The organism is Pseudoalteromonas sp. 10-33 (assembly GCF_001469195.1).
Lineage (GTDB): Bacteria > Pseudomonadota > Gammaproteobacteria > Enterobacterales > Alteromonadaceae > Pseudoalteromonas.
Genome location: NZ_LOFI01000012.1, coordinates 356,486 through 378,437, shown reverse-complemented (window position 1 = coordinate 378,437; position 21,952 = coordinate 356,486). Strand labels below are relative to the sequence as shown.

Annotated in this window: 17 protein-coding genes; 13 read left to right on the top strand and 4 right to left on the bottom strand. The window is 40.9% G+C overall.

Annotated elements, in window-relative coordinates; all coding sequences use genetic code 11:
* Positions 1 to 4 precede the first annotated feature (4 nt).
* The 3 genes from ATS76_RS09505 to ATS76_RS09495 all read right to left on the bottom strand — a co-directional run bounded on the left by ATS76_RS09505 (position 5) and on the right by ATS76_RS09495 (position 4,059).
* Positions 5 to 1,162 carry an acyl-CoA dehydrogenase family protein gene (locus tag ATS76_RS09505; RefSeq protein ID WP_058403981.1) on the bottom strand — a complete coding sequence of 386 codons (1,158 nt, stop codon included), beginning with the start codon at positions 1,160 to 1,162 and terminating at the stop codon, positions 5 to 7.
* A 133-nt stretch (positions 1,163 to 1,295) separates the two neighbouring features.
* A complete protein-coding gene (locus tag ATS76_RS09500; RefSeq protein WP_058551931.1) occupies positions 1,296 to 2,786 on the bottom strand; it encodes a CoA-acylating methylmalonate-semialdehyde dehydrogenase in 1,491 nt (496 codons plus the stop codon).
* Positions 2,787 to 2,877: 91 nt separating this feature from the next.
* Positions 2,878 to 4,059 carry a thiolase family protein gene (locus ATS76_RS09495; protein WP_058551930.1) on the bottom strand — a complete coding sequence of 394 codons (1,182 nt, stop codon included), beginning with the start codon at positions 4,057 to 4,059 and terminating at the stop codon, positions 2,878 to 2,880.
* Positions 4,060 to 4,389: 330 nt separating this feature from the next.
* Between ATS76_RS09495 and ATS76_RS09490 the strand changes: the two genes are divergently transcribed.
* The 9 genes from ATS76_RS09490 (at position 4,390) to ATS76_RS09450 (ending at position 13,995) form a co-directional block, all read left to right on the top strand.
* Positions 4,390 to 4,824: a MerR family transcriptional regulator gene (locus ATS76_RS09490; protein WP_010557391.1), complete on the top strand. Its 435-nt coding sequence runs from the start codon at positions 4,390 to 4,392 to the stop codon at positions 4,822 to 4,824.
* A 54-nt stretch (positions 4,825 to 4,878) separates the two neighbouring features.
* A complete protein-coding gene (locus ATS76_RS09485) occupies positions 4,879 to 6,054 on the top strand; it encodes an isovaleryl-CoA dehydrogenase (protein WP_058551929.1) in 1,176 nt (391 codons plus the stop codon).
* Positions 6,055 to 6,064: 10 nt separating this feature from the next.
* Positions 6,065 to 7,672, top strand: a complete 1,608-nt coding sequence (locus tag ATS76_RS09480) for a carboxyl transferase domain-containing protein (protein ID WP_058551928.1) — start codon at positions 6,065 to 6,067, stop codon at positions 7,670 to 7,672.
* A 13-nt stretch (positions 7,673 to 7,685) separates the two neighbouring features.
* A complete protein-coding gene (locus ATS76_RS09475) occupies positions 7,686 to 8,456 on the top strand; it encodes an enoyl-CoA hydratase/isomerase family protein (protein ID WP_058551927.1) in 771 nt (256 codons plus the stop codon).
* A gap of 8 nt (positions 8,457 to 8,464) precedes the next feature.
* Positions 8,465 to 10,456: an acetyl/propionyl/methylcrotonyl-CoA carboxylase subunit alpha gene (locus ATS76_RS09470; protein ID WP_058552019.1), complete on the top strand. Its 1,992-nt coding sequence runs from the start codon at positions 8,465 to 8,467 to the stop codon at positions 10,454 to 10,456.
* Complete coding sequence (locus ATS76_RS09465) at positions 10,456 to 11,352, top strand: hydroxymethylglutaryl-CoA lyase (protein ID WP_058551926.1); 897 nt, start codon at positions 10,456 to 10,458, stop codon at positions 11,350 to 11,352. Before ATS76_RS09470 ends, ATS76_RS09465 begins: the two co-directional genes overlap by 1 nt.
* Before the next feature lie 63 nt (positions 11,353 to 11,415).
* Positions 11,416 to 12,114 carry a CoA transferase subunit A gene (locus tag ATS76_RS09460; protein ID WP_058403974.1) on the top strand — a complete coding sequence of 233 codons (699 nt, stop codon included), beginning with the start codon at positions 11,416 to 11,418 and terminating at the stop codon, positions 12,112 to 12,114.
* A gap of 14 nt (positions 12,115 to 12,128) precedes the next feature.
* Positions 12,129 to 12,785, top strand: coding sequence for a CoA transferase subunit B (locus ATS76_RS09455; RefSeq protein ID WP_058403973.1), 657 nt, complete (start codon positions 12,129 to 12,131; stop codon positions 12,783 to 12,785).
* A gap of 328 nt (positions 12,786 to 13,113) precedes the next feature.
* Positions 13,114 to 13,995, top strand: coding sequence for a LysR family transcriptional regulator (locus ATS76_RS09450; RefSeq protein ID WP_058551925.1), 882 nt, complete (start codon positions 13,114 to 13,116; stop codon positions 13,993 to 13,995).
* Positions 13,996 to 14,883: 888 nt separating this feature from the next.
* On the opposite strand, the gene msrA is transcribed toward ATS76_RS09450, so the two are convergent.
* On the bottom strand, positions 14,884 to 16,173 hold the full coding sequence (gene msrA / locus ATS76_RS09445; RefSeq protein WP_058551924.1) for a peptide-methionine (S)-S-oxide reductase MsrA: 1,290 nt from the start codon (positions 16,171 to 16,173) through the stop codon (positions 14,884 to 14,886).
* Positions 16,174 to 16,421: 248 nt separating this feature from the next.
* Here msrA and pxpB point away from each other — a divergent pair, with 248 nt between their 5' ends.
* The 4 genes from pxpB (at position 16,422) to ATS76_RS09425 (ending at position 21,951) form a co-directional block, all read left to right on the top strand.
* On the top strand, positions 16,422 to 17,072 hold the full coding sequence (gene pxpB / locus ATS76_RS09440) for a 5-oxoprolinase subunit PxpB (protein WP_058551923.1): 651 nt from the start codon (positions 16,422 to 16,424) through the stop codon (positions 17,070 to 17,072).
* A gap of 3 nt (positions 17,073 to 17,075) precedes the next feature.
* On the top strand, positions 17,076 to 18,026 hold the full coding sequence (locus tag ATS76_RS09435; RefSeq protein WP_058551922.1) for a biotin-dependent carboxyltransferase family protein: 951 nt from the start codon (positions 17,076 to 17,078) through the stop codon (positions 18,024 to 18,026).
* 289 nt (positions 18,027 to 18,315) lie between these two features.
* Complete coding sequence (gene asnB / locus ATS76_RS09430) at positions 18,316 to 19,989, top strand: asparagine synthase B (protein ID WP_058551921.1); 1,674 nt, start codon at positions 18,316 to 18,318, stop codon at positions 19,987 to 19,989.
* A gap of 381 nt (positions 19,990 to 20,370) precedes the next feature.
* A complete protein-coding gene (locus ATS76_RS09425) occupies positions 20,371 to 21,951 on the top strand; it encodes a BCCT family transporter (protein ID WP_058551920.1) in 1,581 nt (526 codons plus the stop codon).
* Position 21,952: the final 1 nt, after the last annotated feature.

The following is a 21,952-nucleotide window of genomic DNA, read 5'->3' as shown; positions in this document are numbered from 1 at the left end:
CTCCTTATAGTATTTCGCTTGCAGATTCAGCTAAAATTCGGCGCGCTATAATTACACGCATTATTTCGTTTGTGCCTTCCAGTATTTGATGTACGCGCACGTCACGTACGTGGCGCTCTAATGGGTATTCTTTTATATAACCGTAACCACCATGTATTTGAAGCGCTTCATTACAAACCGTAAAGCCAACATCGGTTGCAAACCGTTTTGCCATGGCACAATAGGTGGTTTTTTCGCTGTCGCCCGTATCAAGTTTAAATGCCGCAAGCCTTACCATTTGGCGAGCAGCTACAAGCTCTGTGTTCATATCAGCAATTTTAAATTGTAACGCTTGAAAAGCAGCCAGCGGTTTACCAAATTGTGAGCGTTCTTTTAAATATTCGCGTGCTGTATTTAAAGCCGCTTGTGCGGTACCTATTGAGCAAGTGGCAATATTAATACGCCCGCCATCAAGGCCTTGCATTGCAAACTTAAAACCTTCGCCTTCAGCCCCTAGTAAGTTATGTGCAGGAATACGCACATCTTCAAAGCTAATTAAGCGTGTAGGCTGTGCATTCCACCCCATTTTTTCTTCAGCTTTGCCATATTCAACACCTTTTGCATCAGCAGGTACTACAAACGCGGAAATACCCGCAGCGCCTTCGCCACCAGTACGCGCCATTACAACGAGCACTTCGGTTTCGCCTGCGCCCGATATAAACATTTTAGAACCGTTAATAACGTATTCGTCGCCATCGCGTACTGCTTTGGTTTTAAGCGACGCAGCGTCTGAGCCTGATCCAGGCTCGGTTAAACAGTATGATGCTAATAACTCACCCATTACTAATTGTTCTACGTATTGATCTTTTATTGCGTCGGTACCAAAACTGGCAACCATCCACGTAGCCATATTATGAATAGTAAGCATGGCGGTAGTTGCCGTACAGCCTAGCGCAAGCTGCTCAAAAATAATGCTTGAGTCTAAACGTGATAAACCAAGGCCACCTGCTTCTTCTGGTGTGTATAACCCACAAAAGCCTAATTCTCCGGCTGCTTTAATCGTGTCTTTAGGAAAAATATGTTCGCGATCCCATTTAGCCGCATGAGGTGCAAGCTCTGACTCGGCAAATTGGCGAGCAGTTTGTGCAAAGGCTTGTTGGTCTTCTGATAAGTTAAAGTCCATGGTAGACCTCTTTAGTTGTGTGTTGTCAGTTTTCCCGTAACGGGATTGTGAGTGAAGAGCGGCGAAGGCTTATTTATGTGTGTGAAAACCTTCGCGCCCGTCTTTTTTATTATTTTTTGTGTGTGTTTACTAATTATTTTAAGTTAATGCTCATGTTAGGCCCTGAAGCGATATCGTCTTCAAACCAACGTGAGGTAATGGTTTTTGTTTCTGTGTAAAAACGAATACCTTGCTTACCATACGTATGGGTATCGCCATAAAAAGAGCCTTTCCAACCCGTAAATGAGAAAAACGGCAGTGGCACAGGAATAGGAACATTAATACCTACTTGGCCAACTTCAATTTCGTGCTGAAATTTACGTGCAACTGCACCGCTTGAAGTAAATAGCGAGGTGCCATTGCCGTAAGGGCTTTCGTTAATTAAGGCGATAGCTTCTTCTAATGTGTCTACAAACATGCAGGCTAAAACAGGACCAAAAATCTCTTCTTTATATAAGTCCATTTCTTTTGTAACGTCGGTAAATAAAGTTGGGCCAACCCAGTTACCTTGCTCGTAACCTTCTACTGTAAAGTGAGAGCCATCTATTAAACAAGTTGCACCTTGTTCTTTACCGCTTGCAATAAGCGATAAAATGCGCTCTTTTGCCGCTTTTGACGTCTGCGGTCCGTAGGCAGCGTCTTTGTCGTCCCATAAACCTGGGCGTACTTTTTCAAAGCCTGCTTTTATTTCATCTACCCATTCACTCGCTTGACCAACAAATACAGCAACCGAAATTCCCATACAACGTTGCCCTGCAGCACCAACAGATGCACCAACCAAGTTATTGACAACATGCGATTTACTCGCATCTGGCATAATAACCATGTGGTTTTTTGCGCCCACACACGCTTGTACACGTTTAAGGTTTTGTGTGCCTTTAGAGTAAATGTAGGCACCTACACCACACGAACCTACAAACGAAATAGCACGAACGGCTTTATCTTCTAATAAGCGGTCTACTTGCGGTTTTGTACCATGAACAATTTGCAGTACACCTTTAGGTGCACCCGCTTCAATAAATAGTTCAGCTAAACGCATTGGTGTTAGTGGGTCTTGCTCTGATGGTTTTAATATAAATGTGTTACCACACACAATAGCCAGCGGAAACATCCAAAGTGGGATCATCGCCGGAAAGTTAAACGGCGTAACACCCGCACACACACCTAATGGTTGCATGTATGAATATGTATCGATTTTACGCGCTACGTTTCCCATTGTTTCGCCCATCATCAGCGACGGCGCATTTGCAGCTTGTTCTACAACTTCTATTCCACGCCATACATCGCCTTTTGCATCTTCAAAGGTTTTGCCTAATTCGTGACAAATAATAGTGGCTAGCTCGTCATGGTGTTCTTTTAAAAGCGCAGCGTATTTCATCATGATGCGTGCGCGCTCTGTGATTGGAACATCTTTCCATGTTTTAAATGTTTCAGAGGCTGAAGCAATGGCCGCATCCATTTCTGCATCGGTGGTACAAGGAACCTGTGCTAAAACCTCTTGGTTTGCTGGGTTTATAACATCGATTAGCTCTTTGGAAGCCGATTTAATAAATTCGCCATCTATTAATAGTGGAACTTGGTGCATGGGTAAATCCTATTATATTAGTGTGTTAGTTTTAAAAATAACGCAGCTTTATTATTGTTATGTTGCTGCGTATTTTTAATGAGATTGGTACTTAGAATGCTTCTACTGCCATTGCAACGGCTTCACCGCCACCAATACATAAAGAAGCAACCCCTTTTTTAAGGCCACGATTTTTAAGTGCATGAATAAGCGTAACTAAAATACGTGCGCCACTCGCACCAATTGGGTGGCCAAGTGCACACGCTCCACCGTTTACATTCACTTTGCTTTCGTCAAGCTTAAGCTCGTTAATCGCAAGCATAGTTACCATGGCAAACGCTTCGTTAATTTCCCAAAGGTCAACGTCATCCGTTGTCCAACCGGCTTTATCAAGCACACTATTCATTGCGCCTACAGGCGCTACGGTAAATTCGCTAGGTTTTTGAGAATGAGTGCTGTGAGCAACAATTCTACAAAGGGGTGTTAGGCCCTCAGCCTTGGCTTTTGATTCGCTCATGAGTATGAGTGCGGCACCACCATCTGAAATAGATGATGAGTTAGCCGCAGTGATTGTGCCGTCTTTTTTAAATGCGGCACGTAAGCTTGGGATTTTTTCAGGACGTGCATTACCCGGTTGCTCATCAACCGATACGGTTACATCGCCTTTTCGTGTTTGTAATGTATGTGGCGCTATTTCGTTTTTAAAGCTGCCGTTTTCAATTGCAGCATTCGCTTTACTTAACGAACTGAGTGCAAAATTATCCATTTGTTCACGGCCAATGCCATACTCGTCGGCGGTGTCTTGTGCAAAACACCCCATTGCTTTGTTATCGTAAGCGTCTTCGAGGCCATCGCTCATCATATGGTCTTTAATTTCACCGTGGCCCATGCGCATACCGCCACGCGCTTTTGGAATAAAGTAAGGGGCGTTGGTCATGCTTTCCATACCACCAGCAATAGCTGTTTGTATAGAGCCGGCTTTAATTAAATCGTTAGCCAGCATGGCTGCTTTTAGTCCTGAACCGCAAACTTTGTTAATTGTAGTCGCCCCCGTACTTAGTGCGAGCCCTGCTTTAAGCATGGCTTGACGAGCTGGCGCTTGGCCTAAACCAGCGGGAAGTACACAGCCCATAATCACTTCGTCAATTGCATCGCTATTTAACCCGGTTTGCGCTAATGCACTTGCAATAGCCGTTGCACCTAATTCAGTAGACTGAGCATCGCTTAGCGCGCCCATAAAACCACCCATAGGCGTGCGTTTTGCTGCTACAATTACCACTGATTCTAAAGACATCGCTAACTCCATTGTATTTAAAGGTAAATAGTTGTTAGAATATTTACTCTATTAATTGTGTTTTAAATTATTATTTAATAAGCATACACAATACTAACGTTTACGCTAACGTCAACTAAAAACAGTTAAAATTATACTTTTTAAACTGTAAGGTTTCTTTGCCACTTTTAGTTAATGCAGGCCCCACGCACATTAAGTGTTTGTAATTTAAATATTTAAATTTCATTTACTGTTAACCACCGCATTTGTATTTATTTCATATCAGCCAGCACTTTACCTTTACGTAAACTTCACTTATATTGGAGTTATTCGAATGAGGTAAATACAACTATGAAACCAGATAATCAAACAAACTTTGCAAGTTCTGCCACTATACCAACCAGTAATGAACAAACTTTTAGCATTAGTGATTTAGCTAAAGAGTTTGACATTACAACGCGCTCTATACGCTTTTACGAAGACCAAGGGCTTTTATCACCCGATCGTAATGGCCAAACCCGTATTTATTCTAAGCGCGACAAAGTACGACTAAAGCTTATATTACGTGGTAAACGTTTAGGCTTTACGCTTGCCGAAACAGGCCGTTTGTTTGAATTGTATGACGCTGATAAATCAAGCGCTAAACAGCTAGTCACAATGCTTGATCTGATTTCAGAGAAAAAAGCCGACCTTTCGCAACAAATGGACGATATTAAAGTTGTCCTAATGGAACTGGTTACTGCGGAACGACGCTGTAGAGACACACTGAATAAAATAGACGAGTAGTTTATTTTTAAAATAAAAACACACTGATAACACACACTCACACAGGAATGAATCATGAGCACTATTTCACTTTATAAAGAGATGAACTTTGGTCTTGGCGAAACCGCCGATATGATCCGCGACCATGTAAATAGTTTTTCAAGCCAAGAAATTGCGCCACTAGCTGAACAAACCGACATTGACAATACATTTCCAAATCAACTTTGGCCGCAAATGGGCGAAATGGGCGTGTTAGGCATGACCGTTCCTGAAGAGTTTGGTGGTGCTGGTTTAGGCTACTTAGAGCACGTAATTGCAATGGAAGAAATTAGCCGCGCAAGTGCATCTATAGGCTTAAGTTATGGCGCACATTCAAACCTGTGTGTTAATCAAATCAACCGTAATGGTTCACAAGCACAAAAAGAAAAGTACCTACCAAAACTTATCAGCGGTGAACACATTGGTGCGCTTGCTATGAGTGAGCCTAATGCGGGCTCTGACGTGGTATCGATGAAACTTAAAGCTGAGAAAAAAGGCGATAAGTACATTTTGAACGGTAATAAAATGTGGATCACCAATGGCCCAGATGCAGACACACTGGTTATTTACGCTAAAACCGACTTAAACGGCGGTGCTAAAGGGATCACTGCATTTATAGTAGAGAAGACGTTTCCTGGTTTTTCAACCGCACAAAAGCTCGACAAACTGGGTATGCGCGGATCAAACACCTGTGAGTTAGTATTTGAAAACTGCGAAGTACCAGAAGAAAATATTTTAGGTAACTTAAACGAAGGCGTAAAAGTACTTATGAGCGGTCTAGATTATGAGCGTGTTGTACTTGCTGCGGGCCCGCTTGGTATTATGCAAGCGTGTATGGATATAGTAGTGCCTTACATTCATGAGCGTAAACAGTTTGATACCCCTATTGGGCAATTCCAGCTTATTCAAGGCAAAGTTGCCGACATGTACACACAAATGAACGCTGCCCGTTCATACGTTTACACGGTAGCTAAAGCCTGTGACCGCGGCGAAACAACGCGTAAAGATGCCGCGGGTGCCATTTTATACGCCGCTGAGCTTGCAACCAAAATGGCGCTTGATGCGATTCAAATTCTTGGTGGTAACGGATACATAAACGAATACGCAACGGGCCGATTACTACGTGACGCTAAATTATATGAAATTGGTGCCGGCACGTCTGAAATTCGCCGCATGCTAATTGGCCGCGAACTATTCACTGAAAGCCGCTAAGGATTAGATTATGACGATTTTAAAATCGAGCGTTAATCCACACGATCCTACTTTTGTGCAAAATCATAAAAACATGTCGATGCTGGTGGATGATTTACGCGATAAAGTAGCAACAATTAGTTTAGGTGGTGGCGCTGCTTTAAAAGAGCGCCACGAAGGCCGCGGTAAATTATTTGTACGAGACCGTATAAGTACATTAATTGACGAAGGTTCACCATTTTTAGAAGTTTCTCAATTTGCGGCATTTGACGTATATGAGCAAGCTATCCCGTGTGCAGGTGTCGTAGCTGGTATTGGCCGTGTAAAAGGTATTGAATGCATGATCATTGCAAACGATGCGACGGTTAAAGGCGGTACCTACTTTCCGCTTACAGTTAAAAAGCATTTACGAGCGCAAGATATTGCAGAGCGATGCCATTTACCATGTATTTATCTTGTAGACTCTGGTGGTGCTAACCTGCCTGAACAGGATGATGTATTTCCTGATAAGTTACATTTTGGGCGTATTTTTTACAACCAAGCGCGTATGTCAGGCAAAGGCATTCCACAAATTGCTGTTGTAATGGGATTATGTACCGCAGGTGGTGCGTACGTACCTGCTATGGCAGATGAAAGCATTATTGTTAAAGAGCAAGGCACGATATTTTTAGCAGGTCCCCCGCTTGTTAAAGCGGCAACAGGTGAAGAAGTAACGGCAGAAGAACTTGGTGGTGCAGACGTTCACTGTAAAACATCAGGAGTAGCTGATCACTTTGCCGAAAACGACGAGCATGCGCTGTCTATTGCACGCCAATGTATTGAGCGTATTAACTATACACGCCCTACTGCGCCGTTATTAAAAGATATAAAAGCGCCTCGGTACGATATAAATGAACTGTACGGCATTGTGGGTACCGATCTTAAAAAACCATTTGATGTACGCGAAGTTATTGCGCGAACGGTTGATGATTCATCGTTTGATGAATTTAAACGCTACTTTGGCGAAACACTCGTAACGGGCTTTGCTAGCATTTACGGCAACCCTGTTGGCATAGTCGCTAATAATGGCATTTTATTTAGTGAGTCAGCACAAAAAGGCGCTCACTTTATTCAACTGTGTGCACAACGCAATATCCCACTGGTATTTTTGCAAAACATTACTGGTTTTATGGTGGGTAAAAAGTACGAAGCAGAAGGTATTGCTAAGCACGGCGCAAAAATGGTTATGGCAGTATCGTGTGCCGATGTTCCAAAATTCACAGTATTAATTGGCGGCTCTTATGGCGCGGGTAACTACGGTATGTGTGGCCGCGCGTTCGAACCAACCATGATGTGGATGTGGCCTAATGCACGTATTTCAGTAATGGGCGGCGAGCAAGCAGCTGGTGTTATGGCCCAAGTTAAGCAAGACGGCTTAGCACGCAAAGGCCAAAGTATGACCGATGAGCAAATTAGCGAATTTAAAAAGCCAATTATCGACCAGTACGAAGAGCAAGGCCATCCTTATTTTGCCAGCGCGCGTTTGTGGGACGATGGCATTATTGACCCTGCCGACACACGTAACGTACTGGGGCTTGCATTGTCGGCTGCTAAAAATGCACCAGCGAAAGACTCTCAATTTGGCGTATTTAGAATGTAACGGAGCGCAGTAAATGTCAGTAACACTACAAATAACAAAATCTAATGTGGCTGTACTTGTTTTAAGCCGCCCTGAAAAAAGAAACGCATTTAATAGCGAAGTAATACACGAATTAATTCAATGTATTGAACATGCTAATACACTTGATATTAGAGCATTAGTTTTAAAAACAGAAGGTAAACACTTCTCTGCAGGCGCTGACTTAGCATGGATGCAGTCCATGGCTGACAATGATTATGCTGATAACCTTGCTGATTCAATGCAACTTGCAAAACTAATGCAAGTATTAGCTACAAGCCCACACCCTTCGGTATGTGCTGTGCAAGGCGCTGCATTTGGTGGCGCATTAGGTTTAATAGCCTGTTGTGACATTGCCCTTAGTAAAGACGATGCACAATTTTGCTTAAGTGAAGTGAAGCTTGGACTTATTCCTGCAGTTATTAGCCCTTATGTAATAAAAGCCATAGGTGAGCGTGCTGCACGCAGATACTTTTTAACTGCCGAAGTGTTTGACGCGCATACCGCTAAACAGCTTGGATTAGTTCATCAAGTAACGGGGAACTTGGAGTGTGCACTCGACAATATGCTTCAAACACTCATTGATAACGGCCCAGTTGCAGTTAAAGCTGCGAAAGCTTTAATTAACGATGTAGCTAACAAACCGATTAATGACGAGCTTATTGAGCTTACTGCCGAGCGGATTGCAAACATACGCGTATCTGAAGAAGGCCAAGAAGGCTTGAGTGCCTTTTTTGATAAACGCCCACCACAATGGCAACTGTAGGATTAATTATGAACACACAAGCATTAAAAAAAATACTCATTGCCAATCGTGGAGAAATTGCGTGTCGCATTATGAGAAGTGCAAAGCAGATGGGGTTAACCACTGTTGCTGTTTACTCAGACGCTGATAAAAATGCTCAACACGTAAAAATGGCTGATGAGGCCTACCACATTGGCCCTGCTCCAAGTAAAGACTCGTACCTTGTAGCCGATAAAATTTTGCAAGTAGCTAAAAATAGTGGCGCCGATTGTATTCACCCTGGTTATGGCTTTTTATCAGAAAACAGTGAATTTGCTAAAGCGTGCGAAGCAAACAATATTGCGTTTATTGGCCCTTTAGCTAGCAGCATTGAAGCCATGGGGTCAAAAACCCGCGCTAAAGAAATAATGGCAGCAGCCAATGTACCGTTAGTACCGGGTTATTATGGCGACAATCAAGACCCTCGTTTTTTGCAAAGTGAAGCTGAAAAAATTGGCTACCCTGTACTTATTAAAGCCGCATTTGGTGGCGGTGGTAAAGGAATGCGCGTTGTTGAAAAAGCAAGTGACTTTATAAGCGCGCTTGAAGGAGCACAGCGTGAAGCCATTGCCGGATTTGGTAACGACTTAGTACTACTAGAGCGCTATGTTAACCAACCTCGCCACGTTGAAGTGCAGGTATTTGCAGATAACCACGGTAACTGCGTTTATTTAGGTGATAGAGATTGCTCTTTACAACGTCGCCATCAAAAAGTAATTGAAGAAGCCCCTGCCCCGGGTTTAAGTAGTGCACTACGAAAAGAAATGGGCGAAGCTGCAGTGCGTTGTGCACTTGCTATAAATTACCGCGGCGCTGGTACTGTTGAGTTTTTATTGTGTGGCGATGAGTTTTTCTTTATGGAAATGAATACGCGCCTTCAAGTTGAGCACCCTGTCACTGAAATGGTTACTGGCGTTGATTTAGTAAACTGGCAAATAAATATTGCTGGCGGACACACTTTGCCTTTAACGCAATCTGACATACAACTACAAGGCCACAGCTTTGAAGCGCGAATTTACGCAGAAGATCCAAGTAACGATTTTATACCTTGCTCAGGTACGATTGAGGCGATGCATACTCCAAACCAAAATGAGTTTGTACGTATTGATACAGGCATTGCGCAAGGGGATGAAATTAGCCCTTATTACGACCCGATGATAGCTAAACTCATAGTCCATGATGATAGCCGCGAACAAGCATTAGGGCGCTTACGCCAAGCGCTCGAACAGTTTCACCTAGCTGGTTTTAGCACCAACATTGGTTTTTTAAATAACTTAGCTCAGCACCCTACTTTTAATGAAGGCGCACCGAGCACACACTTTATTGCAGAACAAGGCGACTCGTTAGTTGCTGTTAATAATACGCTTTTACAATCTAGCGAGCTAATTGGCGCATTTGCGTATTTGTGTTCATTAAATAACAAACACGCAGAGGAAAATAACGCGAGCCCATGGCAGCAACTTAGCGGATTTACATTAAATTCTCCAAGCATCATTAAAGTACCCTTTAAAGATTTACAGTTAAGTGCAATTAAAACCGAAAAAGGGTACGACATTACCCATAACAACACGGTATTTAGCCTTCAAGGTACTGTGGTCAATGGGGCTTGTACTGTATTTATTGATGGTGATAAGCATATTGCGCATGTATCACAAAGTAATGATGCCATCACTGTTATGAATAAAGCGCTGCAAGCCAAACTTGAGCTAATGAATAAGCATTATATAAGTTCACACGAAAGTGATGCACTGCCATTAGCTGCACCACTCAATGGTACTGTGGTTAAACACTTAGTTAGCGTTGGGAGTACTATTACTAAAGGCGATCCTGTTGTGATTATTGAGGCCATGAAAATGGAATACACACTCAATGCACCACATGATGGTGTTTTACAAAGCTATTGTTTTGGTGAAGGTGAATTAGTATCACACGGTGCCCTACTCGCCATTGTTGAGGATACAACAGATCAGGAAGGTGCCTAATGAGCGCCTTTCCTAACTCAGTTCGTATTGTTGAGGTAGGCGCGCGAGACGGCCTACAAAACGAGAGCATAGTCACCACTCAAGATAAAATTTTGCTTATTAATGCACTTGCACAAGCTGGTTTAAAAGATATAGAGGCCGGTGCATTTGTATCCCCTAAGTGGGTGCCACAAATGGCTGACTCAGCAGATGTTATTAACGCACTTGACTTACCAAATGTTAATTTAAGTGCACTAACACCTAATTTAAAAGGTGCGCACGCTGCCCATAGTGTTGGTATTAAGGAATTTGCAATTTTTACTGCCGCTAGCGAGTCCTTTTGTAATAAAAATATCAACTGCTCAATTGACGAAAGTATCACGCGTTTCAGTGAAGTGATGAATTTTGCAAGACAGCACAATATTCGTGTTCGTGGTTACGTAAGCTGTGTAGTTGGGTGCCCTTACGAAGGAGACATAAACCCCAAGGCTGTGCTAGACGTAACACAAAAGCTATTAGATTTGGGCTGTTACGAGGTAAGCCTTGGAGACACCATTGGTGTTGGCACAGCAAAAAAAGTAACTCAACTTATAGAATTACTATTGATGCATATAGATAGCAGCAAGCTTGCTGTGCATTTTCATGATACCTACGGACAAGCGCTTACAAATATTTACGCAGCATTAAGCCTAGGAATTTCAACGGTTGACGCGGCAGTTGCGGGCCTTGGTGGGTGCCCATATGCTAAAGGTGCGTCAGGAAATGTTGCCACCGAAGATGTAGTTTACTTACTGCAAGGGCTTGGCATTGAACACGGAATTGATTTAAAAAGGTTAAGTGATGCTGGCTGGGAAATAACTAAAGCACTTGGTAAGCAACCTGTGAGCAAAGTATCTGTGGCACTACACACTAAATAACTATCTTATAAAATGATGATTCAAGATAGTTAACAACAAATAGCACACAATGAGGAGAGACTCATGGCCGGTTTTGATAAGGTAGTTGCAAGCTACGAAGCTGCAATGGAAGGATTAAAAGACGGTGATACCATTATCGCCGGTGGTTTTGGTTTATGTGGAATACCAGAAGGGTTAATAAAGCAAATTAAAAAGATGAACACAAAAGAGTTGACCGTTGTATCTAATAACTGTGGTGTTGATGATTTTGGTTTAGGTATTTTATTGCAAGACAAACAAATAAAAAAAGTGATTGCCTCGTATGTAGGCGAAAACGCCCTATTTGAGCAGCAATTACTAAGTGGTGAAATAGATGTTGAGCTAACACCTCAAGGCACACTTGCTGAAAAAATGCGAGCTGGCGGCGCGGGTATTCCTGCGTTTTACACCGCCACCGGTTACGGTACTCCAATAGCTGAGGGCAAAGACGTAAAAGAATTTGATGGCCGCCCTTACATTTTAGAAGAGTCGATCACTGGCGAGTTTGCCATTGTTAAAGCATGGAAGGCTGACCGCTATGGAAACCTAGTATTTAGACATACCGCAATGAACTTTAACCCAATGGCTGCAACTGCGGGTAAAATTACGGTGGCAGAAGTGGAAGAAATCGTCGAGCCAGGTGAGCTTGAACCAAGCCAAATCCATACCCCTGGTATTTATGTAAATCGCGTGATCAAAGGCAACTTTGAAAAACGCATTGAACGTGTAACAACACGAGATTAAGCAGGAGCATAAAAATGGCATTATCACGTGAACAAGTTGCAATGCGTGTTGCGCAAGAGCTACAAGATGGCTACTACGTTAATTTGGGCATAGGAATTCCGACACTCGTCGCAAACTATGTACCTGATGATATTGAAGTTATGCTACAGTCAGAAAATGGCCTGCTAGGAATGGGTCAATACCCGACTAAAGCAGAACTTGATGCTGATATGATTAATGCGGGTAAAGAAACCGTGACAGCAGCCACAGGTGCCGCCATATTTAATAGTGCAGATAGTTTTGCCATGATACGGGGTGGTCATGTAGACTTAACCGTTCTGGGTGCATTTGAAGTAGACCAAAATGGAAACATTGCATCTTGGATGATCCCAAAAAAGCTCATCAAGGGCATGGGTGGCGCAATGGATTTAGTCGCTGGCGCAAAAAATATAATAGTTACAATGACTCATGCTAGCAAGCATGGTGAGTCTAAGTTACTAGAGTCATGCAGTTTACCGCTAACCGGTGTTAATTGTGTGAAAAAGATAGTAACAGATTTAGCCGTTTTAGAAGTTAAAGACGGCGCATTCCATCTTATAGAGCGTGCACCAGGTGTATCTGTAGATGAAATCATTAGTAAAACAGCAGGTAAATTACTTGTTGACGGTGAAGTACCAGAAATGGTTTTATAAGCTTAGCTTATTTAGTTTCACCCTGTACCGACCTCATTCCCAGTGCCAATGGCGCTGAGTTACCCAAAATCCCTCGTAAGAGGGATTTTTTTTGCTTTCAATACTATTTTTATGGTTAATTAATACACGCTTAATAAATTATTAACTATAATAGATGCATAAATACTGTGTTATTTAGCTAGAGCTATTGCACTAATTTGTTGTTATGATGCACCAAAATTGTGAAGCTGCCCTATCAATAAAATTAAGTTATTGATAGTATTGAATAATAACATTTGGATCGATATTTGCCTGTACAGGTAATCTAAACATTTAAACACTGGAAAACATGCAAACTCCTATTCGTGGTCTTCGTTCTTTTTGCTTTGCAGCAAGAAGCCTAAGTTTTAAGCATGCAGCTAATGAGCTGTATTTAACGCCGTCGGCGGTAAGCCACCAAATAAAACAATTAGAAGAACAACTTGGTATAGAGCTATTTCATCGTAAAACTCGCTCTATAAGCCTAACTACGGCTGGAAAAAACTTTTTTGATGCGATCTCCCCTATTATTACCATGCTAGAGGGAACCATTAACGAGTTTAGTCAATTACAACAAAACACGAATATCACAATTACCCTGCCAGAATTTTTTGCCAGCGAATTGCTGATGCCAAAATTAAGTGAGTGGACTACTCAGCATCCAAATATAAATTTACAAATGGATACACTCAAAACACGCAAAGAACTTACCCGCCATAGTGATTTATCTATTGTGCTTTCTTCGAGTAAGCCAACGGAGGGTGCAGTGACTGAATTGTTTAATTTAGAATACATCCCTGCATGTAATAAAAAATTACTTGAACAGTGGAAAAAGAACGATTTACAAGCATTAAACCAAGTTCCGCTTATTCTCCATAAAGCGCGACCTTGGGCGTGGCACCAGTGGGCTGAAAAAGTAGGCATAGATGACTTCTCGCCTACGCAGATTATTCAAATAGATAGTATGTTTGGTGTAGCACGAGCTGCACAGCAAGGTATGGGAATTGCGCTAATACCTTTACCAATAAGCCAGAGCTGGTTAGACGAGCAATGGTTGTATAAGTTATTTGAACAGCCATTAACAACAAAAGATAAATATTACTTGGTTCAACATGACTCGAATGTAGCCAATCACCCTCTTGATCTGTTTGCTAAATGGGTAGTTGATACTTTTAGAAAAACTCAAGAATAATCATTTTTCAGCATAAATATAATTATTCTTCAGCTGTATAATTAATAAAAAATTCACATAAAATTAATGAAAAAGCTAAATTATTATCAATAGGTTGGCTTTTTTATTTAATTTTTTTATGGTTTAAATTTTTTCACTTATCAGTTTTATTTTTATCGTTTGTTTGAATTTAGGAAACAACATAAAGTCTATTTAACGAAAGCATTTATGGCGAATGAGTTGTTATATAAAAAGACTAAATTTGAAACCAATTTAGTTTTTATGACTCATATAAATATAGAAAAGAATCTTTATATTGTGTGTGAAGATGTTGTCAGTGTGAAAAACAGTTCAAGTTAGGTGGTGACTTAATTTGGGCTGTTTTTATTCCCTCCCAACGGCCACATAATATTAAAATCTGCCTTTGGCAGTTACCGAATCTTTATTGTGTGTGAAGATGTTGTCAGTGTGAAAAACAGTTCAAGTTGGGTGGTGACCTAGTTTGGGCTGTTTTTATTCCCTCCCAACGGCCGCATAATATTAAAATCTGCCTTTGGCAGTAACCGAATCTTTATTGTGTGTGAAGATGTTGTCAGTGTGAAAAACAGTTCAAGTTAGGTGGTGACCTAGTTTGGGCTGTTTTATTTTTACAACTTAATTACGCCCTATCCCAAATATTTGAAAAGCCCTTAAGTAATTAAGGGCTTTTTTTGTGCCTATATACAAACGAGTAAAACATTACATAAATAAATAGTAACCTTTACCCACCTAGCGCCACTGCCAACGTACAAAACTCTCTTTTAAATAACTTAAGCGTAATTATTTATTAGGCAATGTTTCCATACTCTCACACCGTCACTTAATTCAGTGGACTGACTTTACTTATAGACCAATTGGTTATATGTAATGTTAGCTATTATCACGAGGTATAAAGTCTAATACGGTTGCATTGATACAATATCTGTCTTCCCCTCTTGGTCCTTCACCCGGAAATAAGTGACCTAAATGAATTCCTGAACTTTTAGACCTCAATTCTATGCGCTGCATGCCCCAACTGTTGTCTTCATGTTCGGTTACACTATTTTTAACAGGGTGCGTAAACGACAGCCAACCTGTGCCAGAATTAAAGCGATCACGGGTATCAAACAAAGCCTCTCCACTGAGCTTGTCGACAAAGGTACCATCTGGAGTATTTTTAAATATTTTGTATTCTTTACAATAAGGACGATCTGTTTTGGCATTAAATGCGACCTTATAGGCTTCGCTATCTCCTAATTTAAATGCCCCTAGGGCTTTATAAAAGGTATCGCGGTTTGCATAGCCCTGGCGTCCGTATACTTCTTCGCCATTTTCTAAAAATAGAATAGTCGGTGTTGCCCAAGTAGCCGATTTAATCGTTAATCCGTCTAATTGATCAGCAAATCTAAATGATAAAGGAATCGTTCCTTTGTAGTCATTCGCCACCTCTTTTTTAAACTTCTCGCAGTAGGGGCAATAATCGCGTGAGTCTATAACCACAATTTGCTTACCTGCTAACAAGGCAGTGTTGTCTTTAGTTTCATCAGGTACTGGTTCAAAAACAACACCAGTAGAATGATCAGGGCAATAACCATTAGGGTTTTTCTGCAAATAATTTTGATGGTATTCTTCCGCGGCAATAAACCCCTCGAGTGGTTTTATTGCAGTGACTATATCTCCATACCCTGCATTGGTTAATAATTGTTGGTACTGCGCTTTAACCTTGAAAGCAGTGTCACTTTGCTCATTGTTGCTCGTTAAAATAATTGAACGGTATTGCGTACCAATGTCGTTACCTTGTTTGTTTAGCTGGGTAGGATCGTGACTTTCAAAGTAATTTTTAAGTAATGCTTGTGCGGAAATAATATTGCTGTTGTAAGTAACTTTAACTACTTCAGCGTAGTTATTTTCGTCAAAACGACGTGATTGCTTAGTAATATTTCTGTAAGTAGCCTCGAAGCCTTTCCCATCAGCATAGCCAGACTCTGCATCAATCACTCCTTCTAGTGCTTCATAGCGCTTTTCTGCGCCCCAAAAACACCCCGATCCTAGTACAAGTGTTTCCACATGCATGCTCGCATCTAAATTGCTTTGTTCTACTTTTTCCATTGATAAAGCAAAAGTGCCTGCGCTAAATATAATGGCAGCGCCCGATAAATATAATAATTGCTGATAATTCATAATATACCTCTAAACAAGTCCGTACTCATTGAGACCATTTAATCTTGATTATTATTTCAAACTACGTGCTTATTTATTACGAGGCTTAAGATATAAAGTTTACTTTTAAACCTCATTGGCAATGAGATTACAGAATTAGTGTATTAACTATTTTGTATAAAATGTTTTTTTTGTTAGTCTCAAGGTTGTCAATATTTAACTAAATATGTGTTAGGTTTGCTTAATGATGTCCGAATTAGGTTTTACCAATGCAAAATCCTCACGTTTACGCTTTATCAAACAATAGCCTAATGTTTGATGCATCTCATTTAAGCGCTAACGACACTCTCAGTATTCAAAACAAAATTTGGTCTTTAGCAAGCCACTGTAATACAAGTGGGTCATTTATCGACGTTGTACCAGCTATGAACTCACTCACTTTGTATCTTAAGCAAGAAATAGAGTTAGCCAAATGGCATGAAGAATTACTAGATATTTGGAATAACATTAAGCCAAATGAGTTTGTTGCTAAACATCATAAAATTAAGACGCATTACAATGGCGCAGATTTAAACTACGTGGCCAACTTTCATAATTTAAGTATTGATGACGTCATTAATCTTCACAGTAAAGCGCAGTACGCTGTTTTATTTTTAGGGTTTCTACCTGGTTTTGCATACTTAAACGGGTTAAACGAACACCTTTTTACACCAAGACGTGCCGAGCCTCGCCTAAAAGTGCCTAAAGGCTCTGTTGCTATTGGCGCTGAGCAAACAGCGATTTACCCTTCAGATTCGCCCGGTGGTTGGCATATTATTGGCCATACTGACACACCCTTGTTTGATGCAAAGCTAAAAAAACCATGTTTAATACAGCCTGGTGATACGCTCGAATTTATACCTATATCGGTGGGGAAATAAATCATGATTAAAGTGATTAAAAGTGGCCCATTACTGACCATTCAAGATTTTGGACGCAGCGGATACCGCCATTTAGGCGTTAGTCAGTCTGGTAGCTTAGACCCTTATGCACAAACCATAGCAAACTGCCTTTTAAATAATGATAAAAATGCCGCTGTGCTTGAGGTGACTGTTGGCATGTGCGAACTTGAGTTTGAATGCAACACAGTAATTGCCTTATTTGGTGCTGATTTAAATGCAACACTTGATGAAAAACCTATTTACCCGGGTTGGACATACAATGTAAAACAAAAACAAGTGCTTAAGTTTTCAACAGGCAGAGCCGGATTAAGAGCCTACATTGCCGTTAAAGGGGGCATTCAAAGCTCGGTTATTATGAATTCTAGAGCCACTGATTTAAATGCTGGTTTTGGCGGACCAAATGGCAAATCGCTCATAGCCGGTGACAATATTAAAATTACTCCTTACCAATCAGAATTTACTCAATGCGGCGCACTTATGCCGCCAAAACGTAAAATTGTGCGTGTATACCCAAGCCCACATGCAGAGCTTTTCTCCAAACAAATCATTAATGGGTTTACTCAATCGTCGTTTAAAGTGAGTCACAATAGTAACCGTATGGGCGTAAGACTCCAAAGTGATAATTATTCTTTAACTCACTCACACTCATTACCTTCTCTTGCTGTGAGTCCAGGAAGTATCCAACTGCCCCCAAGTGGAGAACCCATTGTATTGTTAAACGATGCACAAACAACGGGAGGTTATCCCTTATTAGGCACCGTCATTGAAGCAGATTTACATCAATTTGCTCAATATAAACCGCTAGATACAATTGAATTTGAATACGTGACGTTTAAACAAGCACTAAAAGCTAAACAAAAACTCAAAGGCCATTTAAACCAGTTAAGCATTGCACTTAAAAGTAGAGGCCTAGGCAATAGTGGGGGACGTTAAACCGCGCTTAGTTAAATGTAGTTTATTGCACTACTTAGTTACATAAACGAGTTCGGCCTGCTTGATTGACTGATGAATAGTTCAGAGTTTATACAGTCAAATTGATGTAAAAACAGTCAGAGTTTCGCCTTGTTAACCAGCAAGGTGCAGCCAGTTAAACATTGGTGCATAAATTATTCTTAATTAATTGCAAAAGCTGTGTGACTTGAGTAATTATTTCTGATAAAACAAGGGTTCGCAGTTCAGCAAATTGGCTGTTCTGCACACATAATAGGAATGAGGAGTTACTATGTGTTCAATCTTTGGGGTGTTAGATATAAAATCTGATCCCGCTCAATTGCGTACTCAAGCAATTGAAATGTCAAAATTACTACGACACCGAGGGCCAGATTGGTCTGGTGTTTACGCGTCTGAAAAAGCAGTTTTAGTTCACGAGCGTCTTGCAATTGTTGGCGTATCTAGCGGTGCGCAACCTCTATACAACCCAGAAAAAACGCATATTTTAGCGGTAAATGGGGAAATATATAATCACAAAGAGTTAGCTGCGAATTTAGACACTGATTTTACCTTTCAGACTCAGTCTGATTGTGAAGTTATTTTAGCGCTATACAAGCAAAAAGGCCCTGAGTTTTTAGATGACTTAAATGGTATTTTTGCGTTTTGCCTATACGATGAAGAAAATGACGCCTACTTAATAGGTCGTGATCACATCGGTATCATACCGCTTTACACTGGCCACGATGAACATGGTAACTTTTATGTTGCCTCTGAGCTGAAAGCACTTTCTCCGATTTGTAAACACATTGAAGAATTCCCCCCTGGTCATTATCTTTACAGTAAAGATGGTGAGCTTAAGCCTTATTACAAACGTGATTGGCAAACTTTCGACGCAGTTAAAGATAACAGCGCAGAGTCAGCAGATGTAAAAGACGCATTAGAAGCAGCCGTTAAACGCCAACTTATGTGTGATGTACCATACGGTGTATTACTGTCAGGTGGATTAGACTCATCAGTCATCTCTGCTATTACACAGCGTTTTGCTGCTAAACGTATTGAAGATAATGACGAAAGCGATGCTTGGTGGCCAAAACTTCACTCATTTTCAGTTGGCCTTGAAGGTTCGCCCGATTTAGCGGCGGCTCAAAAAGTAGCAGATATGATTGGTACGGTGCATCACCCTATCATTTTTACTATTCAAGAAGGTATTGATGCGCTTCGAGAGGTTATTTACCACATAGAAACCTATGATGTAACCACAATTCGTGCATCAACCCCTATGTATTTAATGGCGCGTCAAATTAAAGCCATGGGTATTAAAATGGTTCTTTCTGGTGAAGGTGCAGATGAATTATTTGGTGGTTACTTATACTTCCACAAGGCACCTAATGCACAAGAATTTCATGAAGAACTAAACCGTAAAGTTTCTAAACTTCATATGTTTGACTGCCTGCGCGCTAATAAGTCGATGGCCGCATGGGGCGTTGAAGCCCGCGTACCATTCCTTGATAAAGAATTTGTTGATGTTGCTATGCGCATCAATCCTGAAGCAAAAATGTGCAAAGATGGTAAAATTGAAAAGCATATTTTACGTGAAGGTTTTGGTGGTTATTTACCAGATGAAGTTTTATGGCGCCAAAAAGAACAGTTTTCTGATGGTGTTGGCTACAGTTGGATTGATACATTAAAAGAGTATGTTGAAGAGCAAGTAAGCGATCAAGACCTTGCTAATGCAAAGTTCAAATACCCTATTAATACCCCTGATTCAAAAGAAGCTTACTACTACCGTACTATTTTTGAGTCGCACTTCCCAGGTGACGCATCAGCAAAGTGTGTACCACATGGCAAGTCAGTTGCTTGTTCAACTCCTGAAGCACTTGCTTGGGATGAGTCGTTCCAAAACAATGCAGACCCTTCTGGTCGTGCAGCGGGCGTTCACAACGACGCTTACACAGGTAAAAAATAAGCACTAATTTATACACTGCATAAATTTTATGCAGTGTATAAAACTCCCCCACTCCATTTATTACAGCTTACTTCCCAGCCTTGATAGATCACTTAGTTAATAAGTAACTATTTGTTAAATTATAGTTTAAGTTCTAACCTTATAAATATTGCCTGCCTATTATTAATTTCTAAAATCGCTATTTATGCAGCTAATAATACCCATAAAACACGCTATTTTGACTATTTTTTACTTTAAACGTTTATGTAACTTCATATCATCTGTAAGATAGGAATATTATTAGTTAGTCTTCAAATTATTTTTCATTCTCTGTATATAGACTAATGTATTTAATGGGCGGCTGGATAAACCAGTTATTTATAATTAAAAAAGAGGTATTGCATGAAGGAAAATCATGACAAATATAGTATCGACAATACAGATTACACCGTAGGACAGGATAACGTTCAAAAGTGGGGGTTTGATATTCATAACCCTGTTTTTGGGATAAGTGCGGGCCTTATTATTTTATTTTTAGTTGCCTTACTTGTTACTGAGCCACAAACAGCTAAAACGGCACTAGATACAATTAAATTCGATATCATTAATAACTTCGATGCGCTATTTATGTGGGCTGCTAACTTTTTTGTCGTTTTCTGTTTAGCACTTATTGTATCTCCATATGGAAATATACGCTTAGGAGGAAGTGAAGCTAAACCATCTCATACACGTCTTTCATGGCTTGCCATGTTATTTGCAGCGGGTATGGGGATTGGCCTTATGTTTTGGGGTGTAGCTGAACCTGTTGCTTATTATACTGGTTGGTACGAAACACCGTTAAACGTTGCAGCAAACACGCCAGAAGCGGCAAAGCTAGCTATGGGTGCAACCATGTTTCACTGGGGTCTTCATCCGTGGGCAATCTATGCAGTGGTGAGTTTATCCCTTGCTTTTTTTGCTTACAACAAAGGGCTACCACTCTCAATTCGTTCGATTTTTTACCCTATTTTAGGTGATAAGGCGTGGGGATGGCCAGGTCACATTATTGATATTTTGGCTGTTTTGGCGACTTTGTTTGGTCTAGCTACCTCTCTAGGATTGGGTGCCCAACAAGCCTCTGCAGGTATTAATCATGTATTTGGTTTAGAAGGCGGTATTGGTTCGCAAATATTAGTAATTGTAGGGGTTACTTTATTAGCGGTTATCTCTGTTGTTCGCGGCATTGATGGCGGTGTAAAACTACTTAGTAATATAAACATGCTAATAGCGTTTGTATTGTTATTGTTTGTTTGCCTAGTTGGATTTGCTGTAGCTATGGGCAACATCCCAAATACCGTGATGGGCTATGTTGAAAACATTATTCCTTTGAGCAACCCACATGGCCGTGAAGACGAAACATGGATGCACGGTTGGACTGTATTTTACTGGGCATGGTGGATTTCGTGGTCACCTTTCGTTGGTATGTTTATAGCCCGTGTTTCACGCGGACGCACTATTCGTGAATTCTTAATCGCTGTGTTACTAATCCCAACCTTAGTAACGGTATTATGGATGTCTATCTACGGCGGTATTGCAATTGACCAGATAATAAATGGTGTAGGCGCGCTTGGGCTTAATGGCTTAACTGAGGTTCCTTTAGCAATGTTTCATATGATGGATGAGCTTCCGCTTTCAAATATTTTATCGTTCATTGCGATTGTTCTTGTACTTGTGTTTTTTATTACCTCGTCAGACTCTGGGTCGTTAGTAATCGACTCTATTACTGCTGGTGGTAAGATTGACGCTCCCGTCCCCCAGCGAATATTTTGGGCTACAGTTGAGGGCGCTATTGCTGCTGCGCTACTTTGGATTGGCGGAACACAGGCTATTGAGGCCTTACAAGCAGGTGCTGTGTCAACAGGCTTACCATTTACGTTTGTGCTTTTACTTATGTGTGTGAGCTTATTGTTAGGTTTAAGAACTGAGCCTAGACCGACTAAGTAAT